This is a genomic window from Campylobacter concisus, assembly GCF_050447485.1.
Taxonomy (GTDB): domain Bacteria; phylum Campylobacterota; class Campylobacteria; order Campylobacterales; family Campylobacteraceae; genus Campylobacter_A; species Campylobacter_A concisus_BQ.
Map to the genome: position 1 here is coordinate 254,460 of NZ_JALMFY010000001.1, position 25,442 is coordinate 279,901.

19 protein-coding genes, 2 tRNA genes and 3 rRNA genes are annotated in these 25,442 nt (G+C 40.8%); 10 read left to right on the forward strand and 14 right to left on the reverse strand.

Translation table 11 applies throughout. The annotated features are described in order from the left end of the window. The first annotated feature begins 30 nt into the window (after nt 1–30). The 10 genes from MTT29_RS01360 to rrf all read left to right on the forward strand — a co-directional run bounded on the left by MTT29_RS01360 (nt 31) and on the right by rrf (nt 10,275). Complete coding sequence (locus MTT29_RS01360) at nt 31–663, forward strand: 5-formyltetrahydrofolate cyclo-ligase (RefSeq protein WP_103565722.1); 633 nt, start codon at nt 31–33, stop codon at nt 661–663. Further along, nucleotides 596–2,149, forward strand: a complete 1,554-nt coding sequence (gene rny / locus MTT29_RS01365) for a ribonuclease Y (RefSeq protein ID WP_429799537.1) — start codon at nt 596–598, stop codon at nt 2,147–2,149. Before MTT29_RS01360 ends, rny begins: the two co-directional genes overlap by 68 nt. 9 nt (nt 2,150–2,158) lie before the next feature. Beyond that, nucleotides 2,159–2,755: a lipid-binding SYLF domain-containing protein gene (locus MTT29_RS01370; RefSeq protein WP_429799538.1), complete on the forward strand. Its 597-nt coding sequence runs from the start codon at nt 2,159–2,161 to the stop codon at nt 2,753–2,755. Then, entirely contained in the window at nt 2,755–3,321 is a 567-nt protein-coding gene (locus tag MTT29_RS01375; protein WP_429799539.1) for a DedA family protein, read from the forward strand. Before MTT29_RS01370 ends, MTT29_RS01375 begins: the two co-directional genes overlap by 1 nt. Continuing rightward, nucleotides 3,318–4,658 carry a DUF945 family protein gene (locus MTT29_RS01380; RefSeq protein ID WP_429799540.1) on the forward strand — a complete coding sequence of 447 codons (1,341 nt, stop codon included), beginning with the start codon at nt 3,318–3,320 and terminating at the stop codon, nt 4,656–4,658. The genes MTT29_RS01375 and MTT29_RS01380 overlap by 4 nt, the downstream gene beginning before the upstream one ends. Before the next feature lie 257 nt (nt 4,659–4,915). Beyond that, nucleotides 4,916–6,426, forward strand: a 16S ribosomal RNA gene (locus MTT29_RS01385). Between the two features lie 94 nt (nt 6,427–6,520). Beyond that, nucleotides 6,521–6,597 (forward strand) — tRNA-Ile (locus MTT29_RS01390). 12 nt (nt 6,598–6,609) lie between these two features. Next, nucleotides 6,610–6,685 (forward strand) — tRNA-Ala (locus MTT29_RS01395). A gap of 433 nt (nt 6,686–7,118) precedes the next feature. Beyond that, nucleotides 7,119–10,023 (forward strand): 23S ribosomal RNA (locus tag MTT29_RS01400). Between the two features lie 133 nt (nt 10,024–10,156). Beyond that, nucleotides 10,157–10,275, forward strand: a 5S ribosomal RNA gene (rrf, locus tag MTT29_RS01405). The 16S, 23S and 5S rRNA genes sit together here with 2 tRNA genes alongside, the layout of an rRNA operon. Before the next feature lie 548 nt (nt 10,276–10,823). Here the strand turns inward: rrf and MTT29_RS01410 are convergent. From MTT29_RS01410 to murJ, 14 genes are all read right to left on the reverse strand, one after another. Beyond that, nucleotides 10,824–11,531 carry a hypothetical protein gene (locus MTT29_RS01410; protein ID WP_429799541.1) on the reverse strand — a complete coding sequence of 236 codons (708 nt, stop codon included), beginning with the start codon at nt 11,529–11,531 and terminating at the stop codon, nt 10,824–10,826. Between the two features lie 80 nt (nt 11,532–11,611). Next, entirely contained in the window at nt 11,612–12,715 is a 1,104-nt protein-coding gene (locus MTT29_RS01415) for a Cj0814 family flagellar-dependent secreted protein (protein WP_429799542.1), read from the reverse strand. Between the two features lie 108 nt (nt 12,716–12,823). Next, nucleotides 12,824–13,366 (reverse strand): tetratricopeptide repeat protein, encoded by a 543-nt coding sequence (locus MTT29_RS01420; protein WP_429799543.1) that lies wholly within the window; start codon nt 13,364–13,366, stop codon nt 12,824–12,826. Between the two features lie 111 nt (nt 13,367–13,477). Beyond that, nucleotides 13,478–14,116, reverse strand: a complete 639-nt coding sequence (locus tag MTT29_RS01425) for a YggS family pyridoxal phosphate-dependent enzyme (protein ID WP_429799544.1) — start codon at nt 14,114–14,116, stop codon at nt 13,478–13,480. Then, the gene (gene rseP / locus MTT29_RS01430; RefSeq protein ID WP_429799545.1) at nt 14,113–15,222 is read right to left on the reverse strand and encodes an RIP metalloprotease RseP; all 1,110 of its coding nucleotides are present in this window, start codon (nt 15,220–15,222) and stop codon (nt 14,113–14,115) included. Before rseP ends, MTT29_RS01425 begins: the two co-directional genes overlap by 4 nt. A 76-nt stretch (nt 15,223–15,298) precedes the next feature. Then, nucleotides 15,299–16,195, reverse strand: coding sequence for a hypothetical protein (locus tag MTT29_RS01435; RefSeq protein WP_429799546.1), 897 nt, complete (start codon nt 16,193–16,195; stop codon nt 15,299–15,301). 2 nt (nt 16,196–16,197) lie between these two features. Further along, nucleotides 16,198–16,743: a CDP-diacylglycerol--glycerol-3-phosphate 3-phosphatidyltransferase gene (gene pgsA / locus MTT29_RS01440; protein ID WP_035143555.1), complete on the reverse strand. Its 546-nt coding sequence runs from the start codon at nt 16,741–16,743 to the stop codon at nt 16,198–16,200. Between the two features lie 34 nt (nt 16,744–16,777). Further along, entirely contained in the window at nt 16,778–17,566 is a 789-nt protein-coding gene (locus MTT29_RS01445) for an enoyl-ACP reductase (RefSeq protein ID WP_429799547.1), read from the reverse strand. Then, entirely contained in the window at nt 17,566–18,435 is an 870-nt protein-coding gene (dapA, locus tag MTT29_RS01450; protein WP_048809936.1) for a 4-hydroxy-tetrahydrodipicolinate synthase, read from the reverse strand. The genes MTT29_RS01445 and dapA overlap by 1 nt, the downstream gene beginning before the upstream one ends. A gap of 26 nt (nt 18,436–18,461) precedes the next feature. Beyond that, a complete protein-coding gene (locus tag MTT29_RS01455; protein WP_429799548.1) occupies nt 18,462–19,703 on the reverse strand; it encodes a M16 family metallopeptidase in 1,242 nt (413 codons plus the stop codon). Nucleotides 19,704–19,714: 11 nt separating this feature from the next. Next, nucleotides 19,715–20,788: a quinone-dependent dihydroorotate dehydrogenase gene (locus MTT29_RS01460; RefSeq protein WP_429799549.1), complete on the reverse strand. Its 1,074-nt coding sequence runs from the start codon at nt 20,786–20,788 to the stop codon at nt 19,715–19,717. A gap of 53 nt (nt 20,789–20,841) precedes the next feature. Beyond that, nucleotides 20,842–22,566 carry an ABC transporter ATP-binding protein gene (locus tag MTT29_RS01465; protein WP_429799550.1) on the reverse strand — a complete coding sequence of 575 codons (1,725 nt, stop codon included), beginning with the start codon at nt 22,564–22,566 and terminating at the stop codon, nt 20,842–20,844. Next, nucleotides 22,559–23,953 (reverse strand): cysteine--tRNA ligase, encoded by a 1,395-nt coding sequence (gene cysS, locus MTT29_RS01470; protein WP_429799551.1) that lies wholly within the window; start codon nt 23,951–23,953, stop codon nt 22,559–22,561. Before cysS ends, MTT29_RS01465 begins: the two co-directional genes overlap by 8 nt. Further along, a complete protein-coding gene (murJ, locus tag MTT29_RS01475; protein WP_429799552.1) occupies nt 23,940–25,340 on the reverse strand; it encodes a murein biosynthesis integral membrane protein MurJ in 1,401 nt (466 codons plus the stop codon). The genes cysS and murJ overlap by 14 nt, the downstream gene beginning before the upstream one ends. Nucleotides 25,341–25,442 lie beyond the last annotated feature (102 nt).

A 25,442-nucleotide genomic window follows, 5' to 3' on the forward strand; every position in this document is an offset into this window, starting at 1 on the left:
GTTTCAGGATTATACAAGAAAGAGCATAAAATGAGCGTTAATTTAGAAAAAAACGAATTTAGAAAAAATGCAAGAGCAAATTTGATAAAGCTTACTAAATTTAGAGCAAAATGCACACATCATAAGGCAGCAAAAACGCTTTTAAATTTGATAAATTACACAAATTCTAAAAAGGTGCTCTTTTACTTGCCGCTTAACTACGAAGTCGATGTGCTTAAAATAAGACGAAATTTATCACATAAATGTGAAATTTTTGCCCCTTTTATGGTAGGTCTTAGCTTAGAGATGGTAAGATTGCGACTGCCATTTATAACTTATAAATTTAATGTCAGGCAGCCATCTGGCAAAAAAATGAATAATGTTAAACTCGATATGGCGGTAGTTCCAGCGATTGGGGTTGATGGAGCTATGGCAAGGATAGGGCACGGAAAAGGATTTTACGATAGATTTTTTGACACTTTGCCCGTTAAGCCAAAACTGATAGTTTTCTTAGAGGTAAAAGACTTTTACACCAAAGATGTGCTCTCGCAGGCGCATGATGCGGTGGGAGACTTTTATATAACCCCAAGTAAAAATTATATAAAAAGAGGAATAAATGATAGAGGTTTTAATAGGCTTAGGAGCCGGTGTGGTGGGCGTTGGAGCAGGGTATCTCTACGCTAAAAAGATAAATGATGCAAACTACAACATATTTTTAGAGCAAGCAAAAGCAAAGGCAAAAGCCATCGAGTATGAAGCTGAGCTAACGCTTAAAAACTCTAAAATTTCAGTCCAAGAGGCTGAATTTGAGGCTAAAAAAAGATACGATGACAAGACGACAAAGCTTCAAAAAGAGTATGCAAGTAAATTTGATGAGCTAACCAAAAAAGAGAAAATTTTGCTAAATGAGCAAGAGCTTTTAAATGAGAGCAAAGAGCTTTTTGAAAAAGACAAGCAAGATGCGAAGGTCACTTACGAAGAGGGCTTAAATTTAAAAGCGACTTATCAAAACAAAGTAGAAGAGGCGATAAGGGTGCTTGAGCACGCTGCTGGCTTAACGGAGGAAGAGGCAAAAGAGGTTGTGCTTAAAAAGGTCGAGGAGAAGTCACGAGCCGATATCGCTCACATCGTTAGAAAGTACGAAGAAGAGGCAAAAAGAGAGGCTAAAAAGAGGGTTAATTATATCTTGGCGCAGGCTACGTCAAGATTTGCCGGAGAATTTGCGGCCGAGCGACTGATAAATGTCGTAAATATCAAAAACGATGAGTTAAAAGGCAGGATCATCGGCAAAGAGGGACGTAACATCAAAACCCTTGAAATGGTGCTTGGCGTTGATATCATCATCGATGATACCCCGCACGCGATCATCTTAAGTAGCTTTAACCTTTACAGACGTGCGATCGCAACAAGAGTGATCGAGCTTTTGGTGGAGGACGGCAGAATTCAGCCTGCAAGGATAGAAGATCTGCACAAAAAAGTGACTGAAGAATTTGAGCAAAGTATACAAGAAGAGGGCGAGAACATCGTCATGGACCTTGGTCTAAATAAAATTCATCCAGAGATAGTAAAACTAATAGGCAAGCTTAAATTTAGAGCAAGCTACGGTCAAAACGCCCTTGCTCACAGCCTTGAAGTAGCTCACCTTGCTGGTATCATCGCGGCTGAGTGCGGCGGAGATGAGAAGCTAGCAAAAAGAGCTGGCATACTTCACGACATCGGCAAAGCGCTAACTCACGAGTACGAGGGCAGCCACGTTGATCTTGGAGCTGAAATTTGCAAACGCTACAAGGAGCATCCAGTTGTTATCAACGCGATCTATGCTCACCACGGACACGAAGAGGCGACAAGTATAGAAAGTGCTGCTGTTTGCGCAGCTGACGCACTAAGCGCAGCTCGTCCAGGAGCAAGACGTGAGGTGCTTGAGAGCTTCCTAAAACGTGTCGAAGAGATCGAAAACATCGCAAAAAGCAAAGAGGGCATCAAGCAAGCTTATGCGATCAACGCTGGTCGTGAGATCCGTGTCATCGCAAATGCTAAGCTCATAAACGATGATGAAGCCGTGCTTGTGGCAAAAGAGATCGCTCAAGAGATCGAGAGCAAGGTGCAGTATCCTGGTGAGATCAAAGTAAGCGTCATTAGAGAAACTCGCGCTATTGATTTTGCGAAATAACGGCAAGATATGAAATTTCTTTTATCATTAATAATGTTTTTCTCGCTTAGCTTTGCCAGCGAGGAGCTTGTACTAGAGTCGGCAAATTCGTTTATAACGACGATGAGAGGCGCTAGAAACGCTCCTATAAAAGAGCTTATCGAGCAGTCAAAAGCGACGATTATCTTTCCAAGTGTAAAAAAAGTCGGTTTTGTAGTTGGTGGCATGGGCGGAGATGGCATCATGGTCGTTGGCAACATCAACTCTCCAAGTGAAATTTTGCCAGTTAGTATAAGTGGCGGCAGCATCGGCATACAGCTTGGTTATGAAGATAGCTCGCTTGTGCTTTTTATATTTAAAGATAGCATCATCTATGACATAAAAGACGCTAAGATCACGCTTGATACGAAGCTTTCAGTGGCATTTGGCGATATCGGACGCAATTATAATAAAGTAAGCGATTTTAAATTTTCAAGCGACATCTACGCTTACGCTGCAAACGACGGCTTTTTCGCTGGGGCTAGCTTTGGCGGAGCAGTCATTAGCGCAAAGGATGAAATTTTAAAACAAAGTGGCTACGCATACGAGCAGCTAATATCTTCTGCTTCTAAACTTTTGGGGCAATGATGCAAGATATTATAAACTCGATCTCAACTTATGGCTACATCGTGCTATTTTTTTACAGCCTTGGTGGTGGCATGGTTGCGCTTATCGCTGCTGGAATATTAAGCTTTGCAGGCAAAATGGACATCACTCTTAGCATAATAGTCGCTGCCGTGGCAAACACGATCGGCGATACTTTGATCTTTTACGTCGCAAGGTTTAACAAAAGTTCGCTTATGCCTTATGTGAAAAATCACAAAAGAAAGCTTGCCTACGCTGGAATTTTGGCAAAGAAGCACGGTGATAAGATAATATTTATCAAGAAATTTATCTATGGCGTCAAAACTTTGGTACCTATCGCACTTGGACTTACAAAATACTCTTTTTATAAATTTAGTGTTATAAATTTGATCTCCTCGGTTCTTTGGGCGGTGATCGTTGGTCTTGCTAGCTATAAAGCAGGGGATTATTTCGTGAGTGTGAGTGACTATCTTGGCGCGCATGGATATATCATGCCACTTGCCATGGTTGGCTTATTATTTGGTATCTGGTTGTTTTTACAACACATTACAAAAAGGAGAAAAGTATGAAAAAGGTGATATCTGCTCTAATCGTAGTTATCGTGGTCGTCGCAGGCGCTGTCTATTTTGCCTCAAACAAGGTCGAGGAGAACTATCAAAGGATAGTTGATAGACTAAATGACGTAAATGGCTTTAAAGTTTCAGAAAACAGCTATCAAAAAGGTCTTCTTGGCTCAAAAGGGTCATTTGATCTTGTAGTTTCAAAAGATCTTTTGAAAAATTTAGCTGGCAAAGATGTAGATGAGGATCTAAATTTCAAGGTGGAAAATGAAATTTCTCACTCAGTGCTTGCATTTGTAAATGGCTTTGAGATCGACTCAAAAATTTCTATACAAAATGAAGCGATAAAAAATATCGTGGCTTCATTTCTTGGATCAAATGTCATCGCAACGGCTAAAACAAAGGCCAGCGTGAGTGGCGATAAAGATGTAAATGTTAAATTTAGCGACATTGACTTTAGCGACAAGCAAACTATGAACGTTCATACAAAGGATGTGAAATTTGGCTTGAAACTAGACGCAAAAGATAATGTAAATAGTGCAAACTTGGGTGTTAAAAAAGTTGCTTTAAAAGATCTTAATGAAGAAAATAAAGCAGAAGTTAATCTTGAAGGCGTCGATATAGATACAAGTTACACTGTACCAGTTGAAATTTCAAAGATATTTGAGAGCAAACTAGCTCCTTACGTAGCAAAGGCTAAGATCAAAAAACTAGCATTATTAGATGAAAAGGATGGCAATGTTGCTTTAGATGATCTTGAGTATAGCTCGAAATTTGAAGTCTCAAATGATCTTGGTAGCTCAAAAGATGTGGTGAAGATAGGTGCAGTTGCTGTTAATAAAGTGAAATTTACAGATTTTATCTTAGATAGCAAAATAGCAAATATCAACGTGCCAACTATAAATAATATACTTGATAGACTAAGTAATGTAAATGTTGATACAAATGATAGTATCTTTGCTGGGTTAAATTTGGACGAAGTAATGGGTCAAATTTTAGAGAAAAATCCAAGTGTGAAAGTGGATACATTAAGCTTTAAAAATGGCAATAATGCGATAAATTTAAAACTAGATGCTTCTATCAATGGCTTTAAAGGCGGAGAAAGTCAGCTTGCGATCTTTGATAAGCTATCACTTAATGGTGAGCTAAGCGCGGATGAGACTTTGGCTAAATTTTTTGATACGCTCTTTCCTGAGATGACTCTTATCGAGCCAACACTTATATCTGCTGGATATTTAAAAGAAGATGGCAAAAAAGTAGTAAGTAAATTTAAGTACGATCCAAATAAAAAAGATATTATTTTTAATGAAAAGGTTGGACTTCAAAATTTCTTTATGGGCTTTTAAAAAAATAGCCTGATTTTTATCTGCTTTTAAGCATCACTTCTATATACTTCACTTTCTGTTTTGCAGAACGCAGAGCAGAAAGTTCTTTTAACTTACAATTGTTAAACTATTAGTCAATCTTTGAAATCTAAACAAGTGATCGATTGAGCCAGTCTATTATGATTAAATAATAGATTAGACAAACTAATATATAAAACTAAAAGTTTTTTTGATTAAAAACTTCATAATAAAAATCCTATCTATTAGATTAGGTAATTAATATGGAGAGTTTGATCCTGGCTCAGAGTGAACGCTGGCGGCGTGCCTAATACATGCAAGTCGAACGGACAAGTAAGAGCTTGCTCTTATGAGTTAGTGGCGCACGGGTGAGTAATGTATAGCTAATCTGCCCTACACTAGAGGACAACAGTTGGAAACGACTGCTAATACTCTATACTCCTGTCTTACATAAGTTAGATAGGGAAAGTTTTTCGGTGTAGGATGAGGCTATATTGTATCAGCTAGTTGGTGAGGTAATGGCTCACCAAGGCTATGACGCATAACTGGTCTGAGAGGATGATCAGTCACACTGGAACTGAGACACGGTCCAGACTCCTACGGGAGGCAGCAGTAGGGAATATTGCTCAATGGGGGAAACCCTGAAGCAGCAACGCCGCGTGGAGGATGACACTTTTCGGAGCGTAAACTCCTTTTGTTAGGGAAGAACAATGACGGTACCTAACGAATAAGCACCGGCTAACTCCGTGCCAGCAGCCGCGGTAATACGGAGGGTGCAAGCGTTACTCGGAATCACTGGGCGTAAAGGACGCGTAGGCGGATTATCAAGTCTCTTGTGAAATCCTATGGCTTAACCATAGAACTGCTTGGGAAACTGATAATCTAGAGTGAGGGAGAGGCAGATGGAATTGGTGGTGTAGGGGTAAAATCCGTAGAGATCACCAGGAATACCCATTGCGAAGGCGATCTGCTGGAACTCAACTGACGCTAATGCGTGAAAGCGTGGGGAGCAAACAGGATTAGATACCCTGGTAGTCCACGCCCTAAACGATGTATACTAGTTGTTGCTAAGCTAGTCTTGGCAGTAATGCACCTAACGGATTAAGTATACCGCCTGGGGAGTACGGTCGCAAGATTAAAACTCAAAGGAATAGACGGGGACCCGCACAAGCGGTGGAGCATGTGGTTTAATTCGAAGATACGCGAAGAACCTTACCCGGACTTGATATCTAACAAATCATCTAGAGATAGAAGAGTGTCTGCTTGCAGAAATGTTAAGACAGGTGCTGCACGGCTGTCGTCAGCTCGTGTCGTGAGATGTTGGGTTAAGTCCCGCAACGAGCGCAACCCACGTCATTAGTTGCTAACAGTTCGGCTGAGCACTCTAATGAGACTGCCTTCGTAAGGAGGAGGAAGGTGTGGACGACGTCAAGTCATCATGGCCCTTATGTCCGGGGCGACACACGTGCTACAATGGCATATACAATGAGAAGCAATATCGCGAGATGGAGCAAATCTATAAAATATGTCCCAGTTCGGATTGGAGTCTGCAACTCGACTCCATGAAGCCGGAATCGCTAGTAATCGTAGATCAGCCATGCTACGGTGAATACGTTCCCGGGTCTTGTACTCACCGCCCGTCACACCATGGGAGTTGATTTCACTCGAAGCCGGAATACTAAATTAGTTACCGTCCACAGTGGAATCAGCGACTGGGGTGAAGTCGTAACAAGGTAACCGTAGGAGAACCTGCGGTTGGATCACCTCCTTTCTAGAGTACATATAGATATTCTCTCACAAGATATTTATAAGAAAGATATTCTCAATCATCCTTGTTTAGTTTTGAAAGATTGATAGACCTATAGGGGCCTATAGCTCAGCTGGTTAGAGTGCACCCCTGATAAGGGTGAGGTCACAAGTTCAAGTCTTGTTAGGCCCACCAGAGAATTTAATTGGGGAATTAGCTCAGCTGGGAGAGCGCCTGCTTTGCACGCAGGAGGTCAGCGGTTCGATCCCGCTATTCTCCACCATAAAATAGTTTAACAGTAAAAGTCTATATTAAGTGTTTTTAGAAACACTTAATATAGACTTTTAAGCGTCTTAATCTTTATTGATTACGAAGTTGCCGAAAGCAACTTTGTGCTTTAGGGGTTTTCAAAGGGTGCAACTCTTTGGTCGTAAAGACTAGCTTGCTAGTCTGCGAAGTCTAAATGTTCTTTTAATTAATATTGTTAATAGTCACAAGCAAGTTTTAAAAACAATTTTACAGGACTTGTTAAAGATTTAAATTTCTATTCTCTTTGCATTTAATGCAAAAGTTTGACATCACAATCTATTTAGGATTTAAAACTTATCTAAATAGTAGTCAATGCTTTCCGTCTTGAGAGCTAGAATTTAAATGTAGTAACATAAAGTTATCTTTAACAAGGAAGTGATGCGAATTAGAATAATCTAATATAGAAAAGGTAAGCTACAAAGAGCAAGTGGTGGATGCCTTGGCTAGTAGAGGCGATGAAAGACGTGCCAGGCTGCGATAAGTCTCGGGGAGCCGTCAAGGGGCTTTGATCCGGGAATTTCTGAATGGGGCAACCCAACTAATAGAGATATTAGTTACCGTATAACGGAGCGAACGAGGGGAATTGAAACATCTTAGTACCCTCAGGAAAAGAAATCAAAAGAGATTACGCTAGTAGCGGCGAGCGAACGCGTAAGAGGGCAAACCACTAGTTTACTAGTGGGGTTGTAGGACTGCAATATAGACTAAACTTAGCTAATAGAACAACCTGGAAAGGTTAGGCACAGAGGGTGATACCCCCGTATATGAAAGCTTTGTTTTACTTAGCAGTATCCTGAGTAGGGCGGAACACGTGATATTCTGTCTGAAGCTGGGTAGACCACTATCCAACCCTAAATACTACTACTAGACCGATAGTGCACAAGTACCGTGAGGGAAAGGTGAAAAGAACTGAGGTGATCAGAGTGAAATAGAACCTGAAACCATTTGCTTACAATCATTCAGAGCCCTATGATTTATCAGGGTGATGGACTGCCTTTTGCATAATGAGCCTGCGAGTTGTGATGTCTGGCGAGGTTAAGGAAACCCGGAGCCGTAGCGAAAGCGAGTCTTAATAGGGCGTTTAGTCAGACGTTGCAGACCCGAAACGATGTGATCTATCCATGAGCAGGTTGAAACCGGTGTAAGAGCCGGTGGAGGACCGAACCCGCTAGCGTTGAAAAGCTATGGGATGACTTGTGGATAGGGGTGAAAGGCCAATCAAACATCGTGATAGCTGGTTCTCTCCGAAATATATTTAGGTATAGCGTCATGTAGTAACACTAGGGGGTAGAGCACTGAATGGGCTAGGGCATACACCAATGTACCAAACCCTATCAAACTCCGAATACCTAGTGTGTAATCATGGCAGTCAGGCGGCGAGTGATAAAATCCGTCGTCGAGAGGGGAACAACCCAGACTAACAGCTAAGGTCCCTAAATCTCATTTAAGTGGAAAACGATGTGGAGTTACTTAAACAACCAGGAGGTTGGCTTAGAAGCAGCCATCCTTTAAAGAAAGCGTAATAGCTCACTGGTCTAGTGATTCTGCGCGGAAAATATAACGGGGCTAAAATGAGTACCGAAGCTTTAGACTTAGTTTTACTAAGTGGTAGGAGAGCGTTGTATTTGCATTGAAGGTATACCGGTAAGGAGTGCTGGAGCGAATACAAGTGAGCATGCAGGCATGAGTAGCGATAATTGGGGTGAGAATCCCCAACGCCGTAAACCCAAGGTTTCCTACGCGATGCTCGTCATCGTAGGGTTAGCCGGGTCCTAAGCAAAGTCCGAAAGGGGTATGCGATGGAAAATTGGTTAATATTCCAATGCCAACTATAATGTGCGATGGAAGGACGCTTAGAGTTAGAGGAGCCAGCGGATGGTAGTGCTGGTCGAAAGGTGCAGGTTGGAGTTCAGGCAAATCCGAGCTCCTTTAAGCCGAGGCCTTACAGGTGCGTGAAGTTCTTCGGAATGAATCGTAAATCCTTGATACTGTCGAGCCAAGAAAAGTTTCTAAGTTTAGTTATAGTTGCCCGTACCGTAAACCGACACAGGTGGGTGGGATGAGTATTCTAAGGCGCGTGGAAGAACTCTCTTCAAGGAACTCTGCAAAATAGCACCGTATCTTCGGTATAAGGTGTGCCTAACTTTGTGAAGGATTTACTCCGTAAGCATTGAAGGTTACAACAAAGAGTCCCTCCCGACTGTTTACCAAAAACACAGCACTCTGCTAACTCGTAAGAGGATGTATAGGGTGTGACGCCTGCCCGGTGCTCGAAGGTTAATTGATGACGTTAGCTCTGCGAAGCGTTTGATCGAAGCCCGAGTAAACGGCGGCCGTAACTATAACGGTCCTAAGGTAGCGAAATTCCTTGTCGATTAAATATCGACCTGCATGAATGGCGTAACGAGATGGGAGCTGTCTCGAAGAGGGATCCAGTGAAATTGTAGTGGAGGTGAAAATTCCTCCTACCCGCGGCAAGACGGAAAGACCCCGTGGACCTTTACTACAGCTTGACACTGCTATTGGGATAAAAATGTGCAGGATAGGCGGGAGGCTTTGATCCATAGACGCCAGTTTATGGTGAGCCATTGTTGAGATACCGCTCTTTTTTATTCTGATAGCTAACTAGCTTGAGTTATCCTCAAGTAGGACAATGTCTGGTGGGTAGTTTGACTGGGGCGGTCGCCTCCCAAAATGTAACGGAGGCTTACAAAGGTTGGCTCAGAACGGTTGGAAATCGTTCGTAGAGTATAAAGGCATAAGCCAGCTTAACTGCGAGACATACAAGTCAAGCAGAGACGAAAGTCGGTCTTAGTGATCCGGTGGTTCTGTGTGGAAGGGCCATCGCTCAAAGGATAAAAGGTACCCCGGGGATAACAGGCTGATCTCCCCCAAGAGCTCACATCGACGGGGAGGTTTGGCACCTCGATGTCGGCTCATCGCATCCTGGGGCTGGAGCAGGTCCCAAGGGTATGGCTGTTCGCCATTTAAAGCGGTACGCGAGCTGGGTTCAGAACGTCGTGAGACAGTTCGGTCCCTATCTGCCGTGGGCGTAAGAAGATTGAGGAGAGTTGACCCTAGTACGAGAGGACCGGGTCGAACCAACCACTGGTGTACGAGTTGTCCTGCCAAGGGCACCGCTCGGTAGCTATGTTGGGATGTGATAACTGCTGAAAGCATCTAAGCAGGAAGCCAACTCCAAGATGAATCTTCTTTTAAGAGCTCATATAGACTATGTGTTTGATAGGCTGGGTGTGTAATGGATGAAAGTCCTTTAGCTGACCAGTACTAATAGCTCGTCTGCTTATCTTTTAATAAGCATCACTTCCTTGTTAAGGATAAAAACTTAATAAGATATGTTTTTATAAAACTTTGTTTATGACTTTTAACTTTATCTAGTAGTGTTAAATAAGAGATTTAGCTATTATATCTTTTATTTAACACTGCCCGTGACTATACAGACGAGGAAACGCCTTGCTCCATCTCGAACCAAGAAGCTAAGCTCGTCCTGGCTGATGATACTCTCCCTTACTGGGATGTTGGAAAAGTAGGTCGTTGCGGGCTTTGTTGTTAATCTGCTTTAATTCTTATATTATTAATCCTAGTTTTTGTAAGTGTTACTTTCTACTTAAGTATAAAATTATTGGTTTTTTACTTTCTTATTTGTTTTTAATTGGTTTTTATTGATTAGGTGTAGTAAGATTTTTTATATTTGTTCTTATGTTATTGAGGTGTTTATCTTTTTAAATTTTTATTCTCTTATTGTTTTAAATTTTTTATCATTCGTTATATTTTTTTATTTGGTTTAGGGATAATTATTGTTGTTTGTTTTTAAACTGTGACGATAGCTGTAGTATTTGTTATTTGTACCTCAATTTTATAATACTGTAAGCTAAAAAAGAGTGTGCTGAAGTTTTAGATGCAAATATTATAGATATTTCTTTGCTGTCATATGGCTTGGCTAAAAGTTCGCAAGATTGTTATTTTAACTTCAATCATTGAGCTAAAATAAGCGTACAAAAGACTTCAAATGCAGTGCAAATTTTCACTTCAACTGTCAGCATTTTAAGAGGTATGCAAATAGCTTTTTTACACTAAATACAAAGATAAAGTTAAACCTTTTTATCAAAAACTTTTTTATCATTTTCTTCAATTTTTTGCATAATACGAAGCACATCGATACCTCGTTCTCTCTCAAGCTCTTGAAGCTTGAGCAAATATGAAAATTTCTCATCCTTAGTAATGTCATAAGTTTCAGTGTTTTTGCTTTCAGCTTGGATAGGCTTAAAAGATTTTTCTTTTATATCATTTAAATCTGGCTCATTGTTTTTATTGTTTAAAATTCTTTGAGCTTCTTCATTCATAGCATCTACTTGTGCGAAAAAATCTTCATTGCTCTTTTCTAGCTTCTCTGCCATCCTTGCTCTATCTTGTAGCCAGCGTTCTTTAAATTCACTGATACTAAGGTCAGCTGAGTTTAACAACTCATCGCTAATATCATCAGATATCATTGGCATAAAATCGCCTGTCTTGCTCTCTTGTATAAAGTGCAACAAAGAATTTGCTTCGTCATTGCTTATCGTGCTATCAAGTCCTGTTGCTTTACCCCAAATGGTTATCCTACCATCAGCTGCAATACCACTCATGTAGTTTCCAAAAATGCGCTGAAGAGCACTATTTGCTACAGCGTTATTGCTATCATCGTTTATTTTATTTTTATCAGGTTGTTGCTCTGCTTTTGTTTGTATGTTTTTCTCTTCCGCTCCAGCTGGCTCATACCTCATATTTTGATATGTAAATCCATTTACACTGCTTATCATATTTAAAAGCCTTTTGTTTGAGTGAAATTTTCTTAGTTTGTAAATCGACCTTTTAATAATTTAGTTTATATATGATTTCTCTACACAAAAGTCTTGCTAATAGAGCTTATCCTCTCACTCCAGGAATTTGCTAGAGAATTTATATCCTCTCTAGTTGGCTTAAATTTCTCATACTCGTTTGAAGTGACACTCTCTGCGCCAATGTTCTTTGATCTTGCATACATTAAAAGGGTTAGCTCTTTTAACCTTTCTTTTATGAGCACTTTTATGCTCTCGTTGTCCTTGCCCACTTTTTCAAAATCCACAAAGTACTCTTTATGCTCTCCAGTGCTTGAGATATCATTTAAGGCAGCGCTACTAAGCTTAGTCTTTGCACTATCACTTGGTAGTGGTCTAGAACTGCGTAAAAATCCCATAAAAAGAGCCTCTTTGCTGTAACCTTCATCTGACTTATAAAAAGAGATATCAGGATTAAAACTAAACTCATCACCTGCTTCACTCATCGTAAAATCAACCTCTTTTACTATGAGCCTAACGCCTGCACTTGAAAGCTCTTTACTTAGAGACTTAGCGCTATTTAGCTCATCAGTGCTAGAGTAGATGTTTGAGATAGTAGAGTTTGATAGATCTTTTAGTAAGTGTCCTTTGGCATCGTAGCTAGTGCCTTTTGTGCTGTAACCTTTTGGTAGTTTGCCTATATCTGCAAGGGTGTAGCTCTTTTTATCATCACCTAAAGTGCTAGACGTCATTTGGTCAAATAGTCTGTAGTAGTGCTTTATGGTGTCAGCCATATCGATGTTATCAAAGATCTTTATCTGCTCGTCTTTGCTCTTGATGCGGTTTAGTACATGGTTGCGCTCGGCAAATCTACTAAGCTCATCAAGCGTGCTTTTGTGAATTTTAAAGTCCTGTGGCAAGTCTGCAGCTTTGTTAAAGTCAGCTCCCATAAAGCCAGCTTTATCTACTGTGTAGCCATAAGCTTGAAGATCACTGAAATTTAAAGAGATGAGGCTGTTTTGTGAAGAAGAGATATAGTTAAATTTAGCTGGCTCTTGGCTTGGCTTAATACTCTCTTCTTTAGTCTTTTTGTTAAAGATATCACTAAAATTTGTAGATCTATCTTGTTTGTGTTGTTGCTTGGTGTATGAATTTACATTGGCGCTTAAGATGCTAATATCATTCATGGCATAACCTCCTAGCTTCTTGTATAGATTAAAACAAAAGGCGTTCCAGCAAATTTGATATTAAAAGAGTGTGGGGAGATGTGTGCTCCCCTACATAAAAAATGTTATTTATTTTTTATCGTCACCTACTTCTTCGCAAGCTACTTTATAGCGGTATTTGCACGCTAGCTCTAAGTAGCTTTTTTGAGATGCTGTATCGTTTTTCTCGCCGTAAAAGTCAGCTAACTTATAGCAAGCAAGACCAAATCTTTGCTCGCATGATTTTGCAAACAACTCATTTGCTTTGCTTTGCATTTTTGGGTCATCTTCGTAGTATTCGCCAAGCTCAAAGCAAGCTTTTGGCGTGCCAAGATCGCATGATTTAGTTAGTGATTTTACGATCGTTTCATTGTCTTTTTTTGAGTTGATTGATTTTGAGTTTAGTAAAACCGCAAGTCTATAGCAACCCCTTTTATCGCCTAGATCGCAAGCTTTTTGATAGTACATGACGCCTTTGTTGATGTCTCTTCTAGCATATGTTTTGCCAAGTTTTAAACACCAAACAGCTTCATTATTTGCGCATTTTTGCTCTATCCTAGCTATCTTTTCAGCTCTACCGCAACCCGAGATAAACAAGATCGCAACAGCAGTTAGAATAAAATTTTTAAACACATTTACTCCTTTATTGTTAAAAATTTATTTAACTGCATTATAAAATCATATAACTTAGATTAAAATTTAAAAAAGGAGTAGAAGGGTAAATTTGCCCCAAAAGGGACAAATTTATAGATATAGCATTGTCCCAAGGCGTATCATATTTGAGCCGCATTTTATCGCTAGTTCGAAGTCGCTACTCATGCCCATCGAGCAGATGCTTGCGCCTTTTGGCTTTAGGCTCTCGTAAATTTTATATGTTAGCTCAAAGCTTTTTTGCACCTCTTTTGGCTCATCCACATGCGCTCCGATGCTCATCACGCCTTTTAAATTGATATTTTTGCACTCGCTTTGGATGCGCTCATAAATTTCAATCGCATTTGCCACGCTCACACCTTGCTTTGTATCTTCATCGGCCGAGTTTATCTGAAGTAGCGTATCTAGCTTGTAGCTAAGTCTTTTATCAACCTCTACGGCTCTTTCGAAGCTATCGCAGCTTTGCCAAAGCACTGGCTTTAGGCTTATCATTTGATTGATTTTATTGTTTTGCAAGCGGCCGATCATGTGCCATTTAATATCGGTAAAATTTTGTAGCTCAAGCTCTTTTTTGGCTAGCTCTTGGACTCTGTTTTCGCCAAAATTTCTTTGCCCCTGTGCATAAAGCTCCATCACTTCGGCACGTGTGACATTTTTGCTAACGGCTATTAGCGTCACGTCTTTGCTTAAATTTTCTATCTTTTCAAGTAGATCTTTTAAAACTATCATCATAAACCTCCGCTTAATCTCATAATGTCATTGAATGTCGCGAGCACCATGATGCCAAGCAGCAGCGCCCAGCCGCAGTAGGTGAGTACGACAAGCACCCGCTCATTTACCTCGCGTCTAAAAATTAGTTCATAAATGTTAAATAAAATGTGTCCGCCATCAAGCGCTGGGATCGGAAAAAGGTTTAGCACGCCCAAATTTACAGAGATGAGCGCTACGATGGTTAAAAGCACGCTAAGGCTGATCTTGGCGGCCTTTGATGTGACATCGGCGATCTGCACGATGCCTCCCACCTCTTTTAGTGGCACAGCTCCAACGACTAGCTTTTCAAAGCTTTTAAAGATGAGTTTTGAAGCCTCGATCGTCTCGCCAAAGGCAAATTTTAGGCTCTCTAAACCTGTGTGATAAATTTTCACCACTTCGCCATTTGGAGAGATACCGATCAATGGGCGCTCGATCTTTTCATTAAATAAATTTATCGTCTCGCCTATCTTTGGTGTTAAATTTATAGTTAGTGACGAGCCATTGCGGTCTATCAAAATGGTGCTTGGCTCAAGTTTTACATTTTTACTGATCTCGTCCCACTCGTTTATTTTTACGCCATTTATCTCTAAAATTTTATCGTTTTTTATAAGACCTGCGCTCGCAGCTGCCGAGCCCTCAGCTATGTGGCCGACACTTGGAGCAAGTCTTTCAACACCGATAAATCCAAGCAAAATATATATGAAAAACGCCAATATAAAGTTAAAAAATGGCCCTGCAAAGAGGATGTAAATGCGCTTTAGCGGGCTTAGCACGTTGTAGCTGTCGGCGTCGTAGTTTTTAGCCTTTGGGTCGGTATCGTCTTGACCTTTTAGCTGCACGTATCCGCCAAGTGGGATCGCGCTTAGGCAGTAGTCGGTGCCGCCAAAGTTTTTTGTGTAAATTTTCTCGCCAAAGCCGATGCTAAAGGTATTTACTTTGACGCCTAGCGATCTTGCTGCTAAAAAGTGGCCAAGCTCGTGAAAAAATATAAGAAAACTAATGGCTAAAACGGTCACTAAAAAATAAAACGAATACGCATAAAGCCCAAGGCAAAGCAGAGCCAGCGTAAAGAGAATGCCTTTCAAAACTTACCTTTTTTTGAAAAAATTGATGAGATTTTAGCCAAAGTTTATAAATTTACTCTCAAATTTATCTTGCCATTTAGGCGAAAATTTCTTTTAGCCAAGAGAGTATTTTGGCTCTATTTAGCCCCTTGCTGACGCTGAAATAACTTTTATCTTTATCGTCTAGGTCAAATTTCACATTAAAACGTGACTTTATTTGATCTATAAATGGCTTTAAATTTAAAATATCAGGGCAGGGCAAAATATCATGTGGCAGCTCTTGCAAAAAGCTCATGCCCTCATCGTTAAAATTTACTCTAGCTCTTGGCACAGCGTCGTTTCTAAGCTCTATCTCAAATGTGTGGTCATACACAAATGGCGCAAAAAAGCAAATTTCTAAGTGAAATTTACTGGCTAACTCATCATCACTTAAGCCTTGATTGCTAAACCAGTAGCCAAAATTTACAGCATTTAGCGAGATATCAAAATCATAAGGATCAGCAGGGCTCACGCCTATACGGCGCAAAAGCTCATATATAGGCAGTTTTGCTTGCAAGTCATCATAATAGCCATAAAGCTTTGCAAGTAGCGGATGCGTGCGGCCGGCCTTCTCTTGCAAGCGTAAAATTTCAAAGATATATCTGTGCGCAAACGAGCGGTGCGATACCGAGCGAGTAGCCTGCGTGCTTAGATAGTCTAAAATTTCAGGGCTTTTTGAAAAGCTCATCGCGCTCCAAATGCCACGCAAAGTCTCAACGTCATTATCAAAGGTATCAAATTTATCTGCATGGGTTTTGTCGTATTCTAAAGCGCAGCTTAGTAAAAATTCATTTAGCTCGGGGCTTATCACGCCGCCGATCTTTTCTAAATTTTTAGCATCGTGATAGAAATTTGTGTTGATGATCTTTTGATTTAGTTTTTTGGCTTGTTTTTGCAGTGCTGGCTCTAAATTTGCAGTGCGTTCTAAAATAATCTCTTGCAGGTCATAGCTCAAATTTAACTCTTTTTCATAGCTTTTACGTAGGCAAAAATGTATTCAAACCCAGAATAAAGCGTGAGCGCAACAGCTATCCATAGCAAAAGCTCGCCACCAGGCCAGCTCATCAGTAAAAATCCAACCGCAAACATCTGCGAAACGGTTTTAACCTTGCCAGCCATCGAAGCTGCGACTTCGACGCCGTCACTTGCCATCACGACACGAAAGCCAGTTATAAAAAACTCTCTTACCAAGATAAGATAAACAGCCCAAGCGCTCGCTCTACCAAGCATCATAAGACCCAAAAATGCAGCTAAAATCAGCATCTTATCAGCTAGTGGGTCGAGGATAGCGCCAAGCTTGGTCTTTTGATCCCAGCTTCTAGCGATATATCCGTCAAAAAAGTCAGTCACCGAGGCGATCACAAAGATGAGAGCCGCGAAGTAGTTTATCCAGCTTATATGAATTTGTGTAAAAATTTCTGGTGCATTTACGAGCATAAAAAACATAAGCGGAGCTAGCAGTATCCTAAAAAATGCCAGTGAATTTGGTAAATTTAAGCTCACAAATATGCCTTTTTGCCTGTAAATTTAAAATTTCTCATTTAAAAGTCGTGCCGCCGTCTATCACAAATGTATGCCCAGTCACCCAGCTAGCCTTAGACGAGCATAAAAATAGACACGCTCCTGCTAGATCAGTCGGCTGTCCCATGCGGTTTAGCGGGCTAAGCTTTGCCGTCATATCACGCACCTCTTCGTAGTTTGTAAAGGCCCTTAGTGCGTCTGTCTCGATAGGGCCACCACTTACAACATTGACACGGATGTTTTTCTCGCCAAGCTCGGTAGCGGCGTATCTCGCCATCGCCTCAACGGCTGCTTTTGCTGTGCCGTGGCCTGCGTAGTTTTCGATATAGACTAAATTTCCAGTTGAGCTTAGGCTAATGATACTGCCACCACCCACTTTTTCCATGCGTTTTGCAGCCTCTTGTGCGCCCACGACAAAGGCATTTACGGTTGCTGTGAAGATATTGTTTATGCCTCTTGGTTTTAGCTTCATAAATTTAGTGTATCCACCAGCTACTGCGCGACCTGAGATGATTGCATTTGAGATGAAAAAATCAACCCTGTCAAAGTCCTCATCTATCTTTAAAAAAAGCTCCTTATAAGTCTCTGGCTCAAGGATATTTAGCGCGTAGGCTCTAGCTTTTATCTTGTAGGTAGCCTCAAGCTCTTTTGCCTGCTCTTTGGCAAGCTCCTCGTTTGAGTTATAGGTAAATGCTATATTTATGCCAGCTTTTGCAAATTCTTCGACTATAGCTCTGCCGATACCTCTAGTGCCTCCACTGATGACTAGCGTTTTACCTTTAAATTCGTTTAGTGTGTCCTTCATTAAAATCCCTTTATTTCGTAATTTTTAATAACTTCTTCGATCTTTTTGAAATTTTCTTTGCTCGGTTTGCAAAGTGGCAAGCGGTACTCCAAAGTGTCGATGAGCCCAGCTAGATACATCGCCGCTTTGATCGGTATCGGGTTGCTTTCGCAAAAGAGCGTTTTATTGATCGTGTAGAGGTTGTCATTTATCAGTTTTGCTTTTTTGTATTCTTCATTCATCGCAAGGTGCGTAAGCTGTGAAATTTGATCTGGTAAGAGATTTGCAGTGACTGAGATGACGCCCTTTCCGCCATTTGAGAGGATAGGGTAGTTTATAGCATCTTCGCCGCTAATGACTACTAAATCAGGCTCGTGAGCTAGTAGATCGACGCATCTATCGATACTTCCTGTCGCCTCTTTGATGCCGTAAATATTTTTACAATCTTTAAAAAGTCTAAAAACGGTCGCTGGCAAGATATCTACGCCAACTCTGCCTGGGACGTTGTAAAGAAGTACCGGAATTTCTATGCTATTTGCTATGGCCTTGTAGTGCTCGTAAAGCCCCTCTTGAGTTGGTTTGTTGTAGTAAGGAGCGACTGATAGGATGCCGTGAGCGCCGTGAGCTTGGGCAAATTTAGCGATACCTATGGCCTCGTGAGTGGCGTTGCTGCCAGCCCCAGCGAGCACCTTGACGTTTGTGCCTTTACATGCATCTACTGCTATCTCGATGCAAATTCTGTGCTCATCATGCGTTAGAGTCGCGCTCTCGCCAGTAGTTCCTACTGGTACAACGACGTCTATGCCGTGTTTTATCTGTCTTTTTATCAGTTTTTCAAAACTGGCTTCGTCTAATTTTTGATTTTTAAATGGCGTAATTAGTGCTGTCATCGCACCTTGAAGCGAATTTTTCACGTCTATTCCTTTTTTAAGATTATTGTCGTGCTAGTTTTTTCATTGAAATATCTATTTGCTATCTCTTTTAAAAGCTTAGCATCTATCTTATCTATATTTTTTTCAAGCTCATAAAGTGGCTTTATATCGCCTCTAGCAAGGTATGAGCCGTATAAATTTGCCACCTTACTTGCGCTCTCAAATGAGTAGATAAAGTCCGTTTTTATTAAATTTTTAACTCTTAAAACATCCTCTTTGTCGATCGGCTTTCTCTTTAGATCATCTATGATCTTTAAAATTTCGGTTTCAACCGCGCTAGCCTCGACGTCTGGGTTGCAAACTGCTAAAAATATAAATAAATTTTCATCAACGCAGCTCATATTGTAAGCGTAAATTTGATTTACAAGCATGAGTTCATCGACAAGGCGTTGCTGTAAAATGGAGCTTTTGCCAGTGGCTAGATATTCACTTATCGCATTTAGCCCCACTTGATCAGCATGCCTAAAGTCTGGAATTTTATAAGCGATAGCTAGCATTTGCGTTTGGCTATCTTTGTAGATGATAGCTCTTCTTGCGCCGTCTTGTTCGGGCTCTTTGCAGTGTAGTTTTGGGATGGCTCTTTTGTTTTTTACGCCGCCAAAATTTTTCTTAGCTAGCTTAAATGCCTCGTCTTTGCCGATGTCGCCACTTATCATCAAAATGGCGTTTTTTGGCTGATAATATGTAGCGTGAAATTCTTTTATATCAGCGATCTTCCAGTTTTCGATATCTTTTATAAAACCTATCGGCGTCCAGTGGTATGGATGGTAGATAAATGCGTGGTTGTAGAGCCTAAAGTAGAGGTATCCCATAGGGTTGTTGTCTGTTCGCCACCTGCGCTCCTCGTGCACCACCTCACGCTCAGGCTGAAATTCTTTATCTTTTAGGCTTAAATTTTTCATAAGCTCGGCAAAAAGACCAAGCGTTTTGTCTAAATTTTCATTTGAGGCTTTTATGAAGTAGTGAGTGTAGTCAAAGCCTGTGCTTGCGTTATTTACGCCGCCAAAGCCCTTTACGATCTCATCAAACTCGCCTGCACGTAAATTTTTGGTTGATTTGAAATTTAGATGCTCTAACATGTGAGCGATGCCGCTTTTGCCCATCACTTCGTTTCTGGAGCCAACTTTATAAAAAACATCGACGCTTATCACCTTTGAGCCAGGATTTACCGGCACGTGATAAATTTCAAGTCCGTTGTCTAGTTTAAATTTATTAAATTTTATCAATCTCTTGCCCTCTATTTTTTAACGTTTGCGCCGACTGCTTCGCTGATAGAGGCAAAGCCATCTCTTTTTAAAAGCTCTAAAATTTCTAAATTTATATCTCTTGCGATCATCGGCCCTTTGAAGATAAAGCTTGTAAAAATTTGGACCAAATTTGCTCCCATTTTTATGCGCTCATAAGCCTCTGCACCGCTATCTATGCCGCCACATGCGATAAGTGTCGTCTTGCCATAAAGCTCGTCTGCCACGGCTTTAAATATCTCTTTTGACTTTTGAGCGATCACCTTGCCACTTAGTCCGCCAAAATCTTTTAAATTTGACGAGTGAGAGAGCGAGTAATCAACGCTTGTATTTGAAATAAGCACGCCACTAGCGCCGTTTTCTACCGCACAGCTACAAAGCTTGATCGCATCTTCGTGGCTCATATCAGGAGCTATTTTAAAGATGATCGGCTTTTTAGTAAGTGGCAAAATGACGCTAAAAAGCTCTTTTATAAAGCTCTCATCTTGCAGTGCTCTTAAATTTGGCGTGTTTGGCGATGAGACATTTATGACAAATGTGTCGCAAATTTCGCTAAATTCTTTTACTAAAATTTCATAGTCTTTTATCGCATCTTCGTTTGGCGTAACCTTGTTTTTACCGATGTTTGCCCAGATCGGTATGGTAAAAGGATAGATCTTTTTTACTCTATTTTTGATAGCTTCACAGCCATCGTTGTTAAAGCCCATTGCATTTTGGATGCTCTCTTCGTCTATGAGCCTAAAAAGCCTTGGTTTTGCATTGCCAGGTTGTGGTTTTGGTGTAAATGTGCCAAATTCTAAATGCCCAAATCCAAGAGCCGTGAGCGCCTCAAACATCGTAGCGTTTTTATCAAAGCCGCCAGCTATGCCAACTGGGTTGTGGTAGGTGCTGGAGAATAAATTTTGTTTTAGCGCATTGTCATCGACCACGCATTTGTGCGCTAAAAAGCTTAGCGAGCCAGGGAAGATTTTATTTGCCCCAACCATCGCGACTTCAGCGATCTTGTGGGCAGTTTCAGGATCAAATTTGAAAAATATAGATTTTAAAGTATTGTAGTTTAAGCTCATTTTAACCTCTTTAAAATGCCTAAAAATTTACGCAAATCTTAGCAAAAATCGCCTTAAACTAAGGCTTTGCCCTTAAGTCTTGCATAAATTTCATTTCTTTTGCTAAGCTCCTCGTCGCTTCCACTATCAATGATCTTGCCATCACTCAAAACTGCGATCTTATCGGCACTCTCGACCGTGCTAAGGCGGTGAGCGATGACAAAGATGATCTTTTTGCTTCTTAGATTATTTATCGCCTTTGTGATCTCTTTTTCGCTCTCATTATCAAGTGCTGATGTAGCCTCGTCAAAGATGAGGATTTGTGGGTTTTGATAGAGCGCTCTTGCTATGGCGATGCGCTGTCTTTGACCGCCTGAGAGGTTGGTGCCAAATTCATTTAAGATAGTGTTTATGCCATCATCAAGCTTGCTTACAAATTCGTAAGCATTTGCTAGTTTTAGTGCGTTTATCACGGCATCTTCGTTAAATTCTCTGCCGTAAGCTACGTTTTTAGCAACTGTGTCGTTAAAGATATATACGCGCTGGGTTACAAGTCCGATATTTTGGCGAAGTGAGTGAATTTTGATATCTTTTAAATTTGTGCCGTTTATCAAAATTTCTCCGCCATTTACGTCATAAAATCTCATAAGCAAATTCATAAGCGAGCTTTTTCCGCCGCCACTTGAGCCAACAAGGGCTATAAATTCTGACTTATTTGCCTCTAAATTTACCCCTTTTAAGACCTCTTTGTCACCGTAGCTTAGGCGGACGTCGTTAAATTTGATCAAATTTATCTCTTCGTTTAGCTCATTTTGGCCATCTTTTATCTGGCTTACCTTATCCATCAAGAAAAACGTCCTCTCGCTTGCTGCGATGGCGTCTTGCATCTTATTATAGATATTTACTATGCGTTTTAGCGGGGTGTAGAGCATGAAAAGCGCTGTTAAAAACGAGAAAAATGCACCCATGTTTATCTGCCCGTCGATGACGTCTTTGCCGCCTATGATGATGACCGCTGCCACGCCTATTGAGCCGATGGTCTCCATTAGCGGGCTTACTAGCTGCTCGATCTTGACGCTTTTTAAATTTAACTTGAAAAATTTGTTATTTTCATCAACAAAGCGTGAATGCTCGTACTTTTGGGCGTTATTTGCTTTGATTATCTCGATATTTGTAAAAATTTCACTAAGCGCAGAGGTGATGTCTGATGTTTTTTCTTGCGACTGCTTTGAAATTTTCTTCATCCTCTTTGCAAGGCGCGAGATCGGATAGATCGCCACTGGCATGACGACAAGGGCAAAAAATGCTAGCTTTGGACTTTGATAGATGACGACGCAAAGAAGTCCGATGATAGTTATAAATTCCCTCGTAAGTTCAGGGATCATGCTTGAGACTATCGATCTTATACGGTCAATGTCGTTTGTTGTTCTGCTGATTAGCTCGCCAGTTCTAAATTCGTTGAAAAAGTCCATATCTAAATTTAAAAGGTTTGCAACCATCTTTTCGCGAAATCTTCTAATCGTATCTTGCCCGATATATGCCGTAAAATAGGCCTGCATGAAGGTTCCGATGTTTTTTATCACGTAGATTGCGATGATGGCGCAAGGCAAGATGTAAAGTAGCTTTTCGTTTTTCTCGACAAAAATTTTATTTAGCACAGGCTCCACAAGATAGGCACTTACCGCCGTTCCGCCACTTGCAAGTCCCATGCCGATGATAGCAAAGATGAAGTGTGGGATGTAGTCTTTAAAGTAAGGACCAAAGCGCTTTAGCACATCTTTTAAGCCAAAGTTATTCATTGTTTCTCTCCCAAACTGCGCCATTTGGCGTATCCATGATAGAGATATTCATTTGTGCTAGCTCATCTCTTATCTCATCAGCCCTTGCGAAATTTCTCTCTTTTTTAGCTGCCGTGCGCTCATCAAGAAGCCTCTTTATCTGCTCTTTTTGCTCGTCACTTACGCCAAACTGAAAATACTCTACATAGTTTGTGATAGCAATGCCTAAAATTTCGCCTATAAGACCCAAATTTGCCACCACTTCGGCTTTGTAGGCTTTATCTTTTGGGTTGTTGTCAAGTCTTTCATTGGCCGTTTTTACAAACTCATCGACACTTGCAAGCGCTTTTGAAGCGTTTAGATCATCACTTAGCGCTTCAAGTAGCTCGCTTCTAAAGCTCTCATTTATAGCACCTGCTGGCACGCCATCAACTCTTTTTTTGAGGCGGTAAATTTTATCAAGTCTCTTTTTTGAAGCCACAAGATCTTCATCTGAATAGTTAAAATGAGCCCTATAATGGCTCGTAAGTAAGTAATATCTAAGTACTTCGCCATGAACGTTTTTTAGGGCATCCTTTACAAAAAAGCTATTGTTTAGGCTCTTGCTCATCTTTTCGTTATTTACTTTTATAAATCCGTTGTGCATCCAGTATTTGCTTAAATTTTTATGATAGGCACATCTGCACTGGCTTGCCTCATTTTCGTGGTGTGGAAAGAGCAGGTCGATGCCGCCAGCGTGGATGTCGATCTCAAATTTATCGTTTTCTTTGTCGCTTAAAAACTCCCTTATCATCGCTACGCACTCGGTGTGCCAGCCAGGGCGACCCTTGCCAAATGGGCTCTCGTACCATTTTTCGTCAAATTTCCAAAGTACAAAGTCTTTTTCATCTCTTTTCTCGCAAAAACATACTACGCGTGCGATTAGATCGGTGTTGTTATCCTTGCCGCTAATGCTAAAATAGCCACTATCCTTGCTCGTGTCAAAGTAAATTCCATCGCACGTTTTATACGCCACGCCTCTATCCATAAGCACCTTGATGTAGCTAATGATCGCCTCCAAGCACTGCGTAGCCTTTGGCTTAAAGTCTGGATCAAGCACGTTTAAAGCGCCCATATCGCTCTCGTAGTGTGCTATATATTTGTTTGTGATCTCTTCAAGAGTTTGACCAGTCTGCGCCATTTTATTTAAAATTTTATCGTCGATGTCGGTGTAGTTTCTTGCAAATTTGACCTTGTAGCCAAGCGCTTTTAAGACCCTTCTTAAAAGATCAAAGCTAACGGCTGACTTTGCATGTCCCAAATGCGCGTCGTCATAGACTGTTGGGCCGCACAGATAGATGCTCGCTTCACCAACTTTAATCGGGCTAAACTCAACCTTTTCTCTTTTAGAAGTATCAAAAATTCGCATTAAATATATCCTTTAAAAATGTTAAACCAAAATAGAGCAAAACCGCCGCAACAGAGATAGCGGCTATAAATTTAGGCTCGATTATAGCTAAAAATCGCTTAGCTCCAAAGGCTCTTATATATAAAATAAGCTGCAAAAATCCCCCAAGCGAGCTTGCAAATGCAAGGCCAGCAGCTCCAAATTTCTGCATCAAAATGACAGCTAGGATCAAATTTATCACAAGGCAGATGATAGAAATTTTGGCTGCCTCTTTTTGCTTCATATTTGCATAAAGCCAAAGTGAGAAAATTTTAGCCAGTCCAAATGGCGTAAGCCCCACCAAATAGGCACTTAACACCTTGGCACACTCAATGGTGTTTGCCCTTACGAAATTTCCCCTTTCAAACAAAAGCCAGATGATAAACTCGCTTAGCACGACGCCTGCGATCGTGGCTGCTAGCAAGGCGCAAAGGAGCAGATAAAAGCTCTTTTTCGTCCAAACTAGGGCGTTTGCTTCGTCTTTTTGCTTTAAAAGTCTGGTTATCTTTGGAAAAAGCGCCTGAGAGAGCGCGATCGCAAAGATGGCAAGTGGGAGCTGAAAAATTCTATTTGCATAAAAAAGGTAGCTTATCGAGCCACTTACCAAAAAGCTAGCCAGCCAAGTATCCATAAATGCGCTTATTTGCATAGCACTTGAGCCAAGTAAGCCATGGTAGAAATTTATAAAAAAGCCTTTGCTCTGCGCTCTTTTGCCTTTAAAATATCCGCTTAGACCACCCCAAAAAATTTTATTTAAGGCGTTAAATTTCATGGCGATTAGATGCACTAAAACCTGCAAAATGCCGCCTGCAACAACGCCAAAGCTAAGATAAAGTGCGACCACACTCTCGCTCTTGCCACGAGCCAAAAGCAGTGAAGCTATCATGGCTAAATTTAGCAGCGCAGTAGAAAACGCAGTCGTGGCAAAATGCCCTTTATACTGAAGTAGCGCACCCATGAAAGTGACGATATAAACAAGGGCTAGATAGTAGAAATTTATGCGTACAAGTGGCACTGCATCGGTTATGTTTTGCTCGCTCAAGCCGCTTGCGATGATCTTTATAAAGTAGGGCGTAAATAAATTTACAAGAAGCGTCAAAACGCCTATAAAAAGTAGAAATTTGATGAAAATTTCAGCCTGAAAGGTCGCTTTTTTCTTGTTATTTGCAAAATTTGGCAAAAATGCCTGCGTAAAGGCGCCCTCGCCAAAGATACGGCGAAATAAATTTGGTATCTTAAATGCTATAAAAAAAAGGTCGCTAAATATGCCAGCACCAAGGATAGAGGCCGTCAAAAGATCTCTTATAAGCCCTAAAATCCTTGAAGTCATGATGCCAACTGAGTTTGAAAAAAAGCCTTTTATAAACATCGCCCACCTAGTAAATTTAAAAACGCACAATAGTAACAAAAGATGCTTTAAAGCTTACATAACCCAAATTTAATAAAGTTTTAGAGATAATAAGAGCCAAAA

Bases quoted from the DNA above. Each gene is read 5' to 3' on its own strand.
- murJ (WP_429799552.1), bottom strand. From the start codon at position 25,340: ATGTTTATAAAAGGCTTTTTTTCAAACTCAGTTGGCATCATGACTTCA.
- cysS (WP_429799551.1), bottom strand. From the start codon at position 23,953: ATGCGAATTTTTGATACTTCTAAAAGAGAAAAGGTTGAGTTTAGCCCG.
- MTT29_RS01425 (WP_429799544.1), bottom strand. From the start codon at position 14,116: ATGATGATAGTTTTAAAAGATCTACTTGAAAAGATAGAAAATTTAAGC.
- MTT29_RS01375 (WP_429799539.1), top strand. From the start codon at position 2,755: ATGCAAGATATTATAAACTCGATCTCAACTTATGGCTACATCGTGCTA.
- MTT29_RS01445 (WP_429799547.1), bottom strand. From the start codon at position 17,566: ATGAAGGACACACTAAACGAATTTAAAGGTAAAACGCTAGTCATCAGT.
- MTT29_RS01360 (WP_103565722.1), top strand. From the start codon at position 31: ATGAGCGTTAATTTAGAAAAAAACGAATTTAGAAAAAATGCAAGAGCA.
- MTT29_RS01460 (WP_429799549.1), bottom strand. From the start codon at position 20,788: ATGAGCTTAAACTACAATACTTTAAAATCTATATTTTTCAAATTTGAT.
- rny (WP_429799537.1), top strand. From the start codon at position 596: ATGATAGAGGTTTTAATAGGCTTAGGAGCCGGTGTGGTGGGCGTTGGA.
- MTT29_RS01380 (WP_429799540.1), top strand. From the start codon at position 3,318: ATGAAAAAGGTGATATCTGCTCTAATCGTAGTTATCGTGGTCGTCGCA.
- MTT29_RS01370 (WP_429799538.1), top strand. From the start codon at position 2,159: ATGAAATTTCTTTTATCATTAATAATGTTTTTCTCGCTTAGCTTTGCC.
- dapA (WP_048809936.1), bottom strand. From the start codon at position 18,435: ATGACAGCACTAATTACGCCATTTAAAAATCAAAAATTAGACGAAGCC.
- MTT29_RS01465 (WP_429799550.1), bottom strand. From the start codon at position 22,566: ATGAATAACTTTGGCTTAAAAGATGTGCTAAAGCGCTTTGGTCCTTAC.
- MTT29_RS01415 (WP_429799542.1), bottom strand. From the start codon at position 12,715: ATGAATGATATTAGCATCTTAAGCGCCAATGTAAATTCATACACCAAG.
- MTT29_RS01410 (WP_429799541.1), bottom strand. From the start codon at position 11,531: ATGATAAGCAGTGTAAATGGATTTACATATCAAAATATGAGGTATGAG.